The sequence below is a fragment of the Methanobrevibacter sp. genome (assembly GCA_022775905.1).
Taxonomy (GTDB): domain Archaea; phylum Methanobacteriota; class Methanobacteria; order Methanobacteriales; family Methanobacteriaceae; genus Methanocatella.
The window spans coordinates 77,901-92,785 of record JALFJX010000012.1; the positions used below are offsets into that span (position 1 = coordinate 77,901).

Annotated in this window: 15 protein-coding genes and 2 tRNA genes; 4 read left to right on the top strand and 13 right to left on the bottom strand. The window is 31.9% G+C overall.

Annotation, left to right across the window (positions count from 1 at the left end):
- Nucleotides 1–17: 17 nt before the first annotated feature.
- Both cbiD and MR875_04450 read right to left on the bottom strand, forming a co-directional pair.
- Complete coding sequence (gene cbiD / locus MR875_04445; protein ID MCI6994091.1) at nt 18–1,094, bottom strand: cobalt-precorrin-5B (C(1))-methyltransferase CbiD; 1,077 nt, start codon at nt 1,092–1,094, stop codon at nt 18–20.
- A gap of 31 nt (nt 1,095–1,125) precedes the next feature.
- Nucleotides 1,126–1,389, bottom strand: a complete 264-nt coding sequence (locus tag MR875_04450) for a thioredoxin family protein (protein MCI6994092.1) — start codon at nt 1,387–1,389, stop codon at nt 1,126–1,128.
- 138 nt (nt 1,390–1,527) lie between these two features.
- On the opposite strand from MR875_04450, the gene MR875_04455 reads away from it, so the two are divergent.
- Nucleotides 1,528–3,597: a DEAD/DEAH box helicase gene (locus tag MR875_04455; GenBank protein MCI6994093.1), complete on the top strand. Its 2,070-nt coding sequence runs from the start codon at nt 1,528–1,530 to the stop codon at nt 3,595–3,597.
- 12 nt (nt 3,598–3,609) lie between these two features.
- Here MR875_04455 and MR875_04460 read toward each other — a convergent pair whose 3' ends face one another.
- Together MR875_04460 and MR875_04465 are read right to left on the bottom strand one after the other, a co-directional pair.
- A complete protein-coding gene (locus MR875_04460; GenBank protein ID MCI6994094.1) occupies nt 3,610–3,906 on the bottom strand; it encodes a DUF2098 domain-containing protein in 297 nt (98 codons plus the stop codon).
- Between the two features lie 16 nt (nt 3,907–3,922).
- Nucleotides 3,923–4,207 (bottom strand): PRC-barrel domain-containing protein, encoded by a 285-nt coding sequence (locus MR875_04465; GenBank protein ID MCI6994095.1) that lies wholly within the window; start codon nt 4,205–4,207, stop codon nt 3,923–3,925.
- Between the two features lie 99 nt (nt 4,208–4,306).
- Between MR875_04465 and MR875_04470 the strand changes: the two genes are divergently transcribed.
- Together MR875_04470 and deoC are read left to right on the top strand one after the other, a co-directional pair.
- On the top strand, nt 4,307–5,971 hold the full coding sequence (locus MR875_04470) for a tRNA uridine(34) 5-carboxymethylaminomethyl modification radical SAM/GNAT enzyme Elp3 (GenBank protein MCI6994096.1): 1,665 nt from the start codon (nt 4,307–4,309) through the stop codon (nt 5,969–5,971).
- Between the two features lie 54 nt (nt 5,972–6,025).
- Nucleotides 6,026–6,748, top strand: a complete 723-nt coding sequence (gene deoC / locus MR875_04475) for a deoxyribose-phosphate aldolase (protein MCI6994097.1) — start codon at nt 6,026–6,028, stop codon at nt 6,746–6,748.
- Between the two features lie 23 nt (nt 6,749–6,771).
- Here the strand turns inward: deoC and MR875_04480 are convergent, their stop codons facing one another.
- The 8 genes from MR875_04480 to MR875_04515 form a co-directional block, all read right to left on the bottom strand.
- A complete protein-coding gene (locus MR875_04480; protein MCI6994098.1) occupies nt 6,772–8,307 on the bottom strand; it encodes a SulP family inorganic anion transporter in 1,536 nt (511 codons plus the stop codon).
- 98 nt (nt 8,308–8,405) lie between these two features.
- Nucleotides 8,406–8,478 (bottom strand) — tRNA-Phe (locus MR875_04485).
- A 3-nt stretch (nt 8,479–8,481) separates the two neighbouring features.
- A tRNA-Val gene (locus tag MR875_04490) sits at nt 8,482–8,553 on the bottom strand.
- A gap of 156 nt (nt 8,554–8,709) precedes the next feature.
- Nucleotides 8,710–8,910, bottom strand: a complete 201-nt coding sequence (locus MR875_04495) for a histone family protein (protein ID MCI6994099.1) — start codon at nt 8,908–8,910, stop codon at nt 8,710–8,712.
- Between the two features lie 199 nt (nt 8,911–9,109).
- Complete coding sequence (locus MR875_04500) at nt 9,110–10,387, bottom strand: tRNA (N(6)-L-threonylcarbamoyladenosine(37)-C(2))-methylthiotransferase (GenBank protein MCI6994100.1); 1,278 nt, start codon at nt 10,385–10,387, stop codon at nt 9,110–9,112.
- Between the two features lies 1 nt (nt 10,388).
- The gene (locus MR875_04505) at nt 10,389–11,027 is read right to left on the bottom strand and encodes a hypothetical protein (protein ID MCI6994101.1); all 639 of its coding nucleotides are present in this window, start codon (nt 11,025–11,027) and stop codon (nt 10,389–10,391) included.
- 13 nt (nt 11,028–11,040) lie between these two features.
- Entirely contained in the window at nt 11,041–11,526 is a 486-nt protein-coding gene (gene hacB / locus MR875_04510; GenBank protein ID MCI6994102.1) for a homoaconitase small subunit, read from the bottom strand.
- Between the two features lie 87 nt (nt 11,527–11,613).
- On the bottom strand, nt 11,614–13,170 hold the full coding sequence (locus MR875_04515) for a radical SAM protein (protein ID MCI6994103.1): 1,557 nt from the start codon (nt 13,168–13,170) through the stop codon (nt 11,614–11,616).
- A 90-nt stretch (nt 13,171–13,260) separates the two neighbouring features.
- On the opposite strand from MR875_04515, the gene MR875_04520 reads away from it, so the two are divergent.
- Complete coding sequence (locus MR875_04520) at nt 13,261–13,827, top strand: CDP-2,3-bis-(O-geranylgeranyl)-sn-glycerol synthase (GenBank protein MCI6994104.1); 567 nt, start codon at nt 13,261–13,263, stop codon at nt 13,825–13,827.
- A 34-nt stretch (nt 13,828–13,861) separates the two neighbouring features.
- Here MR875_04520 and MR875_04525 read toward each other — a convergent pair whose 3' ends face one another.
- Entirely contained in the window at nt 13,862–14,884 is a 1,023-nt protein-coding gene (locus MR875_04525) for a H4MPT-linked C1 transfer pathway protein (protein ID MCI6994105.1), read from the bottom strand.
- Nucleotide 14,885 lies beyond the last annotated feature (1 nt).

Below are 14,885 nucleotides of genomic sequence, written 5' to 3' on the forward strand. Positions count from 1 at the left end.
CCAATTAATCACTAATATTATATAATGAAATTATTGTTTAAATAATTACCTTCCATATCCACTAATATAACATTTAAATCCAATTCAAAACGTTGCATACATCTATCATGAATTGCAGATGCAATACTATTTGAAACCTCAACTGAAATTTCAAGTTCATCCAAAATAGACATCATACCATCAGTTGTTTTTGAATCAAATAACTTTTGGAGATGCATTTGGTCCACACCACATAATGCTGCATGAGTAACCATTATTTCACGTCTGCCATCAGCAACAGCATGCTTAGTGTCAAAAATACCCCCCGCAACTTTGATTAATTTACCCATATGACCGAAGAAAGTGAATTTTGTAATTCCCCGTTTAACTGCTTCTTCAAACATGAACCCGACAAAATTACCAGTTTGAATAATTTGTTCTTTTCTAATGTCCAATTGTTTCAATGCCAATTTTTCACCAATATTACCTGGAACAAAGATTAAATTTTCAATATTTGATGCAACAGCAACATCAATCTGTTTTACAATTGAATTCTTATATGCATCACTAGACATTGATCTTGCTATTCCAGTAGTCCCTAGAACTGAGATTCCATCAATAATACCCAATTTAGGATTCATGGTTTTTTTAGCTATTTTTTTACCTTCAGGAATAGAAATAGTTACTTTAGCAATTTTACCTTCTGGAACTTTACTTGATAAATTCTTGATAATCATTCGACGAGGCACCGGACTAATTGCATAATCCCCAATAGGTATTTGAAGACCAGGTTTTGTAATTATTCCAACACCCTCACCCCCAGTTATGAGGACATTACATTTTTCATCATTTTTATCAAACAGTTCAACTGTAGACACGATATCTAAATTTACAGTAACATCCGGGTCATTATATGGATTTTTATGAGCCACAGCATATGATTTGGAAGAAGAAATTAATTTACATTCATCAATTAGTATATCTAAATATTTTTTTGGAGTTTCAACTTTAACACAAGCAATATCTGGAGTATCTAAGATAGCATCCAATGCTGCAAGAGAGCATGCAGTTGCTACAGTACCTGTTGTTACACCAGTATAATTATCATTTGTCATTTTATAAAAAAAGAATAAAAAAAGAGAGAATCTATAACATAGATTCTAATTTTTCAATAAGTTCTGTTTCGGTAGGTGCACCAACAAAAGTGACCGCACCATCAATTACAATAGTAGGTACAGCCATGATTTGATAATCCATAGCTCTTTGTCTATTATCAATGTTTTCATCGATTTTAATAGATTCTACATCAATTGCATCGCCTAATTTATCTTTTGCATTTTGAGCAGCTTCGATAGCTGCAGGACAGTGTGGGCAGGAATTGGTTGAAAATACTTCTACTTTAATTGCCATAATAAATCTCTCCTAATTATTAATTATTTGTAACTTTATAAATTAGTAATATATAATTGTTACCTATTTACAATAGATTTCAAATGCTCTCTACAAATGTTTAATATACATAAGAAAAATAAAAATAAATTGATTAAAATGGAAAATTTAGATACTGATATTAAAAAAATAATCAATAGCGCATATCCCTACATTAAAGATTTTAATCCTGCTCAAAAAGCAGTGATTGAATCCGGATATTTAGATGACAAATCCAATTATATAATTTCAATACCTACTGCAAGTGGTAAAACAGTTTTAGGAGTATTACCTGCTTTAAAAACCATATTAAATGGTGGAAAAGCAGTCTATGCAGCACCACTTCTTTCAATTCAAAATGAAAAAGTCAAAGAATTTAAAGCATTTGAAGAACATGGAATCAATGTAGGAAAACATCCATCTAGCGCAGATTTATCAGTCATGGTTTTTGAGTCATTTGATGCACTTACTAGATTTTCCTGGAATGTACTTAGAGATGTTGATACATTAATTATTGATGAATTCCATATGATTGGAGAATATTCAAGAGGACCAACACTTGAAGCAGCCATTACAAGAGCTAAAATAATTAATCCCGGCATGAGGATAATCGCACTTTCAGCTACCCTAAAAAATATTGAAGAAATTGAAGGATGGCTTGAAGGAACATGTGTAGAACACGATTACAGACCAGTACCATTACATAAGGAAGTACTGGATGCTGAGATGTTTAATACAAAAAATAAAAATGATGTTATCGTCAAAATTGCAGAAAAGGCAATGAACGATAACTCACAGGCATTAGCATTCGTTTCTACAAGAAGATTTACAGAGAGCTTAGCCACATATGTTGCTAAGAAAATTAATAAAAAACTCAGCAAAGATCAAAAGCAAAGATTCAAGGAAGTTGCAGAAAAGTTATTGGCAGTTCCTGAAAAAAAAGGATCACTTCCAACAAGCACCTGTGTGAAATTAGCTGAATCTGTTGAGAAAGGAGTTGCATTCCACCATGCAGGGCTTTTTAATGAACAGAAAGAGATAATTGAAGATGAATTTAGAAATGGGAACATTTTAATGATTACTGCCACACCTAGTTTAATGTATGGTGTGAATTTACCTTCTAAGACTGTTGTAATAAGAGACCATACACGTTGGACTAGCCAAGGCCCACAACCAATACCTGTTTTTGATTATGAACAGATGTCTGGAAGGGCCGGTAGGCCACAATACGATGATGTTGGATACTCTTATCTTATTGCAAAAACAATGGATGAAGCCCAGAATCTAGAAGAATATTATGTTGAAGGAGAGATTGAGCAAACAAATTCCAAATTGGTTGACAATAAAGATGCAATTTACAAACAGATAATTGCACAGATAGCATCTTCCCTTTCTAAAAATCTAGATGAACTTACTGAGTTCTTTGGAAAAACACTTTATGGCTATCAAATGAACAACAATCCATCAATGGCATTTTTTGCAGCAGACAGTCTAAAATATGAACTTGAAAATGCATTAAGTTTTTTACTTCAAAATGGAATTATAAGGGCAACACCAGAAGGACTTAAAACAACTGAATTCGGTAACTTAATTGCTAAATCAAATTATGCAGTAGAAACAGCAGTTAAAATTAAAGAATATGTTTCAGATATTAGTGAAATTAATGTAGAAGAATTCATTTATGCATTAGCTGAAACTCCCGACTTGCCATTAATCACATTCAAAGGAAGAAAATCAAAAGACCCCGTACAGGAAAAATTATCTGAATGTGGATTATTTGCTGTTGACCTTGGAAACATTGAAGCAACAACAGTTTCATTGATTGAATGGATTAATGAAAGAAGTGAATTTGATATAGAAAACAAGTACAATGTTTATTCAGCTTCAACCAGAAGGTCTGCTTATGAAGCATCACGCCTTGTGAAATTCGCAAAAAATACTTCTGAAGTATTGGGCGACTATTCTAATCTAAAAGAATACGATATTCTTTCCGCTAGATTATACTATGGAGTTAAACCAGATATTATCCCATTAGTGATTGGAGTAAAAAGACTCGGTAGAAAAAGAGCTAGAAATCTTGTAAAAATATTTGGAAATGATTTAAGTAATGTTTCTGAAAAAGAGTTGCAAAAAATTGATGGCATAGGACCGAAACTTGCTGAAAAAATAAAGTTATTTGTAAAAAATTAAAAAAAGGTGGATTTAACCTCCACCATTACCAGCATCACTGGATAATTCAAGTTCTTCGAAGCCCATTGATTTTTCTTTTAAATCTTCAACATCAAGATCTCTACCAGCGCCCCAAGAACTCTTTTTGATATCTTTTTCCTCTAATAATTCAACATGGCTAGATTTATACCATAAACCAGTTTTACTGATTTTAACCCAACCAATGCCATCAGTTGTTTTTGCATCAACAACTTCACCCATGGTTCCAGTATCAACATACCTTACATGAGAATTTAAAGGAATTTCTATATCTCTTGCATCTAAAACCATTTTGAAAACCTTATGTTTATTCGTCTTCTTCTATTTCAACTTCAACAGCTTCAGCTTCTACTTCTTCAGCTTCTTCTGCTTCTTTTGGAATTTCTTTGTTTAAGATAACATAAGCACCGATAGTTTGAATATCTTCAAAACTAATTACAAGTTCATCTTTAGAAAAGATATTTTTTTGTAAAGTTAAAGTAACTTCATCAATTTTACCAGTTGCTGGATCAAATTCAACATTACTTACTTTACCAACTTCGTATGCGTTTTTATCTAAAACAACAGAACCTAAAAATTCTTTAATTTGCATAGTTTCACCTAAGAAATTTATACTATTATATTTAAATCATCAAATATTTAAATACAATCATAATATAAAATTAACTATTAATAAATGAGGTAAGAAATAATGGAAAAAGCATGTCGAACAATAATAAATGACATTCTTAATGGTAAAATTGCCACACGCCGTGATCTTGAAGTTGAAAAAAGGCAACTTTGCCGTGATTTAAAATTATCCAGGTTCATGAGTAATGCAGACATTTTGGAATTTGCAAAACCTGAAGAAAAAGAGCTTGTTTCTGGAATATTAAAGAAAAAACCAACAAGAACCATGTCCGGTGTTGCAATTGTTGCTGTGATGTGCCATCCACATAAATGTCCTCATGGAAGATGTTTTTACTGTCCTGAAAGTGACATAGCACCTCCAAGCTATACTGGTGAAGAGCCTGCTGCACTTAGGGGAAGAATGTATGAATTTCATCCATATGTTCAGTGTTTCAATAGATTAAAACAGCTAAAAAAGATTGGACATCCCATTGATAAAGTTGAATTAATCATAATGGGCGGAACATTTCCTTCAAGGGATTTATGTTATCAAGAATGGTTTGTATCACAATGCCTTAAAGCAATGACTGATTTTGGTTTAATAATTGAAAATAAACCGACAAATTATGACTACAATTTAGACTATGATGAGATAAGGTCATTTGAGAAAGGTGTTTTGAAAACTTATGCTCCAAATGATTATGTTTTAATAGATGATGTTCAAAAGGCTAATGAAAATTCCAAAGTAAGATGTGTTGGAATGACCTTTGAAACACGCCCAGATTATTGTAAAAAAGACCATATCAACAGAATGCTTGATTTTGGTGTTACAAGAGTTGAACTTGGTGTCCAGACATTATCTGATGAATTATACACAAAGATAAAAAGGGGACATAAAATTGCAGATGTTGTTGAAGCGAATCAGCTTTTAAGAGATTCTGCAATCAAAGTTGCAATGCATATGATGCCTGGTTTATTTTCAGATGAAAAACAAGATTTAAAAATGTTTAAACAGTTGTTCACCGATGATAATTTTAAACCAGACATGTTGAAGATTTATCCTTGTCTTGTTACTAAAGACAGTGAATTATATGACTTATGGGCCGAAGGGAAATACGCACCATATACCGATGAAGAAGCCGTTGAATTAATTGTTAAAATTAAAAAGATTCTTCCGAAATGGGTCAGAACAATGAGAATTCAAAGAGACATCCCTTCAACATTGATTGAGGCAGGTGTTAAAAAATCAAATTTAGGAGAACTTGTCTACAACAGATTAGACAAAGAACACATAAACTGTCAATGCATCCGCTGTCGTGAAATTGGACATAAAAAAACATCAAAACAATATGGATTGGATGACTTTGAATTATTTAAAGAGAATTATAATGCATGTGGAGGAGTCGAGAACTTCCTGTCCATAGAGGACATTAATGAGGAAAGTATTGCTGGATTCTTAAGATTACGTTTCCCCTCTGCAGATCATTTCAGAGAAGAAATTACTGATAAAACAGCACTCGTAAGGGAATTGCATGTTTATGGAAACATGATAAAAATAGGGAATAAAAATCCTCAAATAGGCCAACATACTGGATTTGGAGAAAGACTTCTAAAAGAAGCTGAAAATTTAGCTATTGACAATGGAAAAGAAGAAATAGCAATAATCAGTGGAATTGGAACAAGAAATTATTATCGTAAATTCGGTTATGAAAAAGTCGGACCATACATGAAGAAAAGAATAATATAACAACATTTAAATACAATGTTCGTACAAATACAAACTAATTAAGAGAGTGATAATATGGCATACAATATAAAAAACTCAAAAGAATTAGCAAGTCTAATAAATTACACTAATTTAAATAACATGATTACTGAAAGTGAAATGGTGGAGTTCCTTGAAAAAGCAAAAGAATGCAACTTCAATTCTGTTGTTGTTTCCCCTACCTATGTTACACTTGCAAAAGAAACCTTAAAAGATACCAATATCAAAGTTGGAAGTGTTATCGGTTTCCCATTAGGTTTTGAAGATACTAATGGAAAAGTAGCTGAAGCAAAATCATTATTGGACAAAGGCGTTGACGAATTTGAAGTAGTTATTAATTTAAGTCATTTAAAAGATGAAAACTACAAACTACTTGAAAATGAAATCAAACAAATAAAAGAAACAATCGGAGACAAAATTTTAAAAGTAATCATTGAAACAAAAGCATTGGAAGACTATCAAAAAGCTAATGCTGCAAAAGCTGCTGAAAAAGGTGGAGCAGATGTTGTAAAAACTGCAACCGGCTTTTTGTCCCCAAGTCACATTTTTGAACATGTCAATGATATAAACATTATTCAAAAATATGCTCCTACAGTCAAAATTGAAATAAGTGGTGGAATTACCCAATATAAATTTGCTAACCAAATTTTAACTGGCGGAGCAGACAAAATCAGTAGTGATCATGGCTATGAAATTGTCAAAAGATATAAAGATTTAAGAGAAAACACACAGGTAAAACCAAAACCAATCACTTTATAGATTAAAAAATACCATCACCATTTTTAATCTAATTCATTGGAGGGAATCCTATAATAAGGATTTTCTAGGATATCAACTTCCATAAACTCGTTTGCACCATCCAAAAGTTCATAGCAGTCTGAACTTAAATGACTTAATAAAACCTTAATTCCCTTTTCACGATATCTATTTGAAACTTCATCAATTGCAACAATTGCAGACTGGTCAACAATTCTTGAATTTAAAAAGTTAATAACAACAACATCAGCATTTAAATTAAAATCAAATGCTAACTTGAAATTAGCCGTACTTGCAAAGAACAGTGGTCCCTTAATTTCATAGTATTGCACATTATTTTTCTCATCAAAAGAAGGTACAACACTTACTCTTTTAGAACCTTCCCAAGCCATGTTTAATGCAGATATTATTACACCAATCAAAACAGCAATGGCCAAGTTATTCAAAACAACAGTAACTACAGTTACAATAACCATTACTGCTTGATCAACACGAGGAACATGTTTCAGCATTCTCCAACTTGACCATTTAAATGTGTTAATTGCAACAATAAACATAACACCAACCAATGCTGCCATAGGAATAATGTCTACAATTGAAGAACCAAAAATAATTATTACGAATATTGAAATACCTGCAATAACCCCACTTAAACGTTTTAAACCTCCAGACTCCAAATTAACCATTGTTTGACCAACCATTGCACATCCACCCATTCCTTGGAAAAATCCACATAACAGGTTTGCAACACCCTGACCAATACTTTCACGATTTGCACGACCACGAGTATTTGTCATTTCATCAACAACATTAACTGTCAGTAATGTTTCAATTAACCCTACAGATGCCATTAATATCGCATAAGGTAAAACAATAGCCAATGATTCAAAAGTTAAAGGAACCATAGGAATATGAAAACTAGGAAGACCTGAAGAGATACTTGCAATATCCCCAATAGTTTTAGTGTTTAACATAAAAACAAAATTAATAACAGCAACGACAACAATAGCTACAAGACCACTTGGAACTTTATTTGTAAATCTTGGTAAAAAATACATTATTGCAGCACTAATTCCTACTAAGATTAACATAATTATAAGAAGAGTTCCACTTAACCATGCTCCTGCAGCTGTTTTAAACTGATTGAATTGAGATAAAAAAATTATTATTGCCAACCCATTTAAAAAACCATAAACAACAGGCTGAGGAACTAAACGAATAAATTTTGCCAGTTTAAAATAACCAACTAGAATCTGGATAATTCCCATTAAAATAACAGCTAAAAATAAATATTCAACACCATAATTTACTACTAAAGCAACACTAACTACAGCAACACTTCCTGCAGCACCACTTATCAATCCAGGACGACCACCCAAAATTGCAGTAATCAAACAGATAATTGCTGCTGTATACAATCCCACCAAAGGAGATAAATGAGCAACAATCGCAAATGCAATACATTCAGGCATTAATGCCAGAGATGTTGTTAATCCTGCAAGCAGTTCATTTTTTATAGTTACTGAATCATAATCTTTAAAATTATCATTGAAATTAAACAAAAAAATCTCTCCAAAATATTAAAATATCAATTAAAATAAATAAACCTAAAATAAATATGTAAATAAAAAATAACAATAAAAATAGTTAGAAAAGTAAATGCCATGGGCCGGACTTGAACCAGCGACATCTAGATCTTCAGTCTAGCGTTCTCCCATCTGAACTACCATGGCATATGGACCGAACGAGATTCGAACTCGTGATCTCCTCCACGTCAAAGAGGAATCATACCCCTAGACCACCGGTCCTACACAACATACTATAGTTTGTATTAAGAAGTATATAAAGTTTTCTAAATCATGCAGAACAGGTAGCAAAATTTTAAAAAATAAAAAAAATTGACCAGAAAAATGGCCAATAGATTTTATTATTAAAAGCTTTTTAAAAATAACTAATTAGAAAATCTATTTGATTGCTAATTTGATATCTTCAGCTTTAACAGTTTTTCTACCAGCGTGGCGTGCGAAATTTACAGCTTTTTTAGCTATATCGTCACCTTTTTCTTCTAATGCTTCAGCTAATGCAATTTTTGCATCGTCACTAATTCTTTGTGCGCCAGCATTTTTTAAGATACGACCGACTGGTGCGATTGGTAATTCACTCATAATTACACCTCCAATTAAAAGATAGTACACAATAGTATATAAAGGTATCGGTAATAATGGCTATTTCTCGCTTATATTATAACTTATCACCTATTAGAATATACTTTTAAATTTAAGAAAATATTATGAGCATTACAAAAAAATTAAGGAAAAAATTAACATTAATATGAAAAATAAGATAAATAAAAAAATAAAAAAATTATTTTATCAATTCACTTTTGAGATAAGTAGCAGTCGCATCAGTTATTTTAACATTAACAAAGGATCCTAATTCTGCATCATCAACAATAACTGGAATATAGGAATCTGTTTTTGCAACAAATCCACCTTTGGAACCTTTTTCAATAACTAACACTTTTTGATTGGAATTGACTAATTCTTTATTTTCTTCTTCAGTAATTTTTGATTTAATCTCAGATAAGAATTTTGATCTTTTCTTCATGACTTCATGAGGAATTTCTTTAAGAGATGAAGAAATTGCACCTTTCCTATGCTGATATTTTGATAAATGAATTAAACTTGGTTTTATTGTTTCAAGCAATTCAACAGTCTGATTGAAATCATCATCAGTTTCAGTAGGATAACCAACAATAATATCCACAGCCAAGGTCAAATCAGGAATTTCATTTTTAAACTTTGAGACAATATCAAGATATTGATCAATAGTATGACCTCTTCTCATTTCAGATAAAACTTTATCACTTCCACTTTGAATAGGTAAATGAATGAAATTATATACCTTAGGATGTTTCATAGCATCAATTATCTCATCAACATCATTTAAAATATTTTTAGGATGCATCATTCCAACACGAATACGGAAATCACCATCTAAATTAGCCACTTCTTTAATTAAATCTGATAGCTTTTCACCACTGTCCCGACCAAATGCTGCAGTATCCTGTGCAGTGAGCTGAATTTCACAAGCACCATTTTCAATAGCTCTTTTCGCTTCTTGCTTAATGTCCTCAATTGGGTAACTGTTTAATGGTCCACGAGCAAAACGAGTGCAGCAAAATGTGCATGCCCCCAAACAACCTTCACAGATTTGGATAATATGAACTAAACTATCATCCATAACTTTAGGAACATTTACTTTAGGTTCTTTTGAAAATCCAGATTCACGAACGACATCGCCACAGTATGTAGCTTCAACGACATCTGCAGATTTATTTAATTGATGAGGTCCAATCCATGAAGCATTAGGAGCTACTTTATCTAATTTTTCAGGATCTATTTCAACCATACATCCTCCAACAATGATTTTTTTATCTGGGAATTCCTTTTGAAGCTTTTGAATTCTATAAGTGACCTTGTTTTCAGTAGGTAATTTAACATAACAGGTATTTACAATAATAACATCTGCCTCTTCCATGGAATCCACAATATCCATGTTGTTTTCCTGAAGATTACCTGCAATAATCTGTCCATCAGCTTTATTAAATGTACAACCGTAAGATTCAATATATACTTTCATTTTATTCTACTCTAGAAGGTTTTTTAGTTTTCTTAAATATATTTTTAGTTAAATCATAATCAAAATTATTAAATCTAACTGGTTTTGAATAAACTCTTTTAATAACATGAGCTTTTGCAAATCCAGAAGTTAATTTTCTATCCCTAGTTTTAATAACATGAACTTTAACAATGTGTTTGTCTATTTTGACTACATCACCAGGAGCGATTTCAAAATCCCTATCCAAATCTAATTTATAGGAATCGACTTCACCATGCAAATCAACTGAAAAACCAATACGTGCAGGAATTTCCGTGGATGTAGCCCATATAGTATTGATATTTTCAATTTTTGATTTGTTTACTCTTTTATCTCCAACTTCAATACTAGTTACTTCAACTTGACCTAAATCAGAAAGCAACACATCACCACTTTTCAATTCATCACTTGGAGATAAATCAATTGTAGTATTGTGAGATTTGTCGTGTTCAGAAATAATTAATCTGTAAGGTTTAGGTTTTTTTGCAGAAAAGACATCTCTAAAGACATGATTACAATCTTCACATCTTAATAAGTACTCTTCCATGATTTTTGTTTTAGATGATTTCTGTTTTGCATTTAAAATTTCAACATTATCAGAACCACAAATCGGACATTCCATTTTTTATGCCTCCTTAATCAGTTTCATTAAGATAATGGTTAACTAATCCACCATCTTCCAATATACTTAACATGAACTCTTTAAACGGTTCAAAAGTTTCACTATCACCAGTGGTCTCATTAACTAATGTACCTTCTGATAAATCAATGCTAATTATGTCTCCGTCTTTAGCTTCAATATCACTAACAATAACCGGCAATCCAATATTGATTGCATTCCTATAGAAAATTCTTGCAAATGATTTTGCAACAATTGCACTAACACCAGCAGTTTTAATAGCTACAGGTGCCTGTTCTCTTGAGGATCCGCAACCAAAGTTTTCATCAGCAACAATAATATCTCCTTTTTGAACATTAGCTGTGAAATCTGGCCTTTCTCCTTCCAATACATGATCTGCTAAATCTTGAGGATTAAATGTTCTTAAATATCTTCCAGGGATGATAACATCAGTATCAATATTTTCCCCAAAAGTCCATGTTTTTCCTTTAATAATATCCATAAATATCACAATAAAAATAAATTAAAAAAATAAGTATCTGGGATTTACCCAAATACAAAATAAGTTAAGGCTATTTAAAAAATTAAATTATTCTTTTTTTTGTTTCAAAGGTTTTGCAAACTTCTGTTCAACATCTTGACGATACATTGAATTCATAGTACAGAATGGAATGATTCTACCGTCAGGAGTTGCATAATGGATAACACATTTTTTAACTCTATCTTCATCAAAGTTAAATGGATCCATAAAATGCATACATGAAATAAGCATTGCATCTTTAGAAAAGTCACCTAATGCACTGTAAGACCTTCTAGTAAACACATCTACAAAAATCTTTTTAATATCTAAGTAATCAGGAGTTTTGCTTGGATGAATTAATTTTGGAAGGTTTTTAGTCATACTTGCAATAACTTTTTGACGAGCACCAAATTTACCTTCAATGAGTTTATCTGCATATTCATCTAATTTTTTAAATAACTCTTCAACATCAATAAAGTTTGTAATCGGAATTAAATTATCTCTTCCAGGTCCTTCAGTTTTTTCTCTGAATACATAAGTACCTACACCACAGTGTTGGTGACAGTTTAAGTTAACTGAAGGTTTGTCTTCACCATCAAGAGCTGAAATGAATCTTGCGATTGGTTCAACAGCAGATGGTGGATAGAAATCATTTGTTTTAACTTGACCTTTAGTTTGTTCTTCAATAATGTTAACAAAATCAGGAATAGTAATTCTTTGAGCTTCAACTTGATCAGCAGGAGTTCTTCCAGAGAATGAAACTGGTTGGAAATTAACTCCATAAATAATATCGTTATTGTCAAATGCAAACTTAATAATATCTCCGATTTGGTGGTCGTTAATACCTTTGATTAAAGTAGGTACAAGAACAATACCTAAACCTGCTTTTCTACAGTTTTCAATAGCTTCTAATTTAAATGGAAGTAAGTCTTTGCCTCTATTGTTAATATAAGGTTCAGGAGTTACACCATCAAAAGCAAGGTAAACTGTGTTTAATCCAGCTGCTTTCAAATCTTTTGCCAAGTTTTCCCTTTTAGCTAATCTAATACCATTAGTAGCTATTTGAACGTGAGTGAAACCTTCCTCTTTTGCCATTGCAACAAGTTCAACAATGTCTTTTCTTACAGTAGGTTCCCCACCAGCATATTGAATAGCAGGGGTTGGATTAGGTTTTAAGTTTCTCAAGTTTTTAAGCATTTGTCTAATTTCATCCTGAGTAGGCTCAAATAAGTATCCTGCAACAGCAGCATTAGCAAAACAAACAGGACATCTTAAGTTACACCTATTAGTTACATCAATTAATCCCAATACAGTGGAAGATTCATGTTTAGAGCATAATCCACAATTACTTGGACAACTTGCAGTATCTTCAACGCAAGGATTTTCAACAGAGGATACAGCTGCAACATAGTTATCAGCTCTATGATACAACTCATCATTACCCCAATAAGTGTTAATAAACTCACCATGTTCATCGCAAGTCTTTTTAATGAATACTTTACCATCTTCTTCATAAACTTCCGCATCTAATGGTTTATTACAAACTGGGCATAAACTTTTAGTACTTTTAATTTTCAAAAAAATCACCCTCAAATATAATCCATAATTTGAATAATGGACTATCATATATATTATTATTATATTTAAATTAAGGTAATATTTAAACTTAATTAATATATAGTAGTTTTTACAAAAAAATAACGTGGAGACAAATAAATGGCCATTGATATTCAAATATTACTAATTGCATGTGTTACAACACTATACTTTATACTCCCATCATACTTTTCAAATGGTGCTGGACTACTGTTCGGTGGAGGAGTACCTGTAGATTTTGGAAAATCTGATAAAAATGGTATTCGTTGGATTGGAGATGGAGTAACATGGAGAGGATTAATTGCAGGAACAGTTATTGGGATTATAACTGGAATTATTCAAGGATATCTTGCACCATACATAATTTCTACATATGGACAAGTAATAATAACTCCCATTGTAACAGACATTCCGAATGGAATATTAATAGGTTTTTTACTTGGTTTTGGAGCACTTCTTGGTGATGCATTAGGAAGTTTCTTAAAAAGAAGAATTGGAATTGGCCGTGGAAAACCTGCTCCTATTTTAGATCAATTAGACTTCCTAATAATTGCATTAGTTTTAGTTTCATTGGTTGTAAAAATCAATTTATTATTTATTGCAATCGCTATAGTATTAACATTAGTTATTCATTTAATAGCAAATACTGGTGCTTATTTACTTGGTCTAAAAGATGTCTGGTACTAATTTTAAAAAAAAGAGATTAAAAGATGGAAATCTTTTAATTTAAATACTTATTCATCATTACACTAGTTCCAACAGCTGGTGCAACAACACATTCTTCATCAGTTAATATATCACCCATAGATTTAACTTCCAAACCTAAGAGTTCAGCTGCTTTTTTATCTAGAATATCTTTTCCAAGACCAGTTGTAACGATTAAATCTAATTTTTGAGTTTCAACAACTTGTTTTAATCCGTCAGCAATTTGTTCAACTTGTTTTTGATGGATAAATTTAGACATTTCAATAATTTCATCCATTGTCAACATTTCCAAATCAGCACATACTACACGAGCTATTCTTTTAGCACAGTCTATTTTTGATTTGCTTTCACCGTCAAAAGTATCGCAGACATAGTCTTCTTCAGTGATTAAGTCCAAAACTGTATAAACATCTGCAGTCTGTGCAAATAATTCACTAGCTACACGATATTCTTTTCCATTTAATTCCACATTATCAAGGAAACTTGCAAGGTTTGTTCTTAAAGTACCAGTATATACCAATTCACCAGTAGCAGACCTATCAAAGTCAGATTTACCTATTGCACATTCTTTTCCATCCTTGATTGGAATAATATCAGTTGTGGTACTTCCAGTATCAATGAATATACAGTTATCAGAAATCAATGTTGCAATTTGAGCTGTAGCAATCCAATTAGCAGCAGCAGCTTTAAGAGGAGTTTTTTCAATTTCTTCTTTAGACAACATCCCATCAATACCAACATAAGCTATTGGACAATCAAAGGTTTCTTCACATTTTTTAACTACATCCAAGACTCCATCTTTTTTAGTGTCATAAGCATCAACAAGTTCTGCAGTCATTGAAATACCTACAGCATCAATTTCAGACACTGGGCAGATTTTTTCAATCAACTCAATTAAAACTCTTGATAAATCATCATTATTACTCCACATTGGGAGGTATGCAAAATCAACTTCAATATTTTTAATATCTTCTCCATCAAAGTCAATGATTGCCAAATCAGTGTTTGCTCCACCAATATCAAATCCTGCTACTTTCATA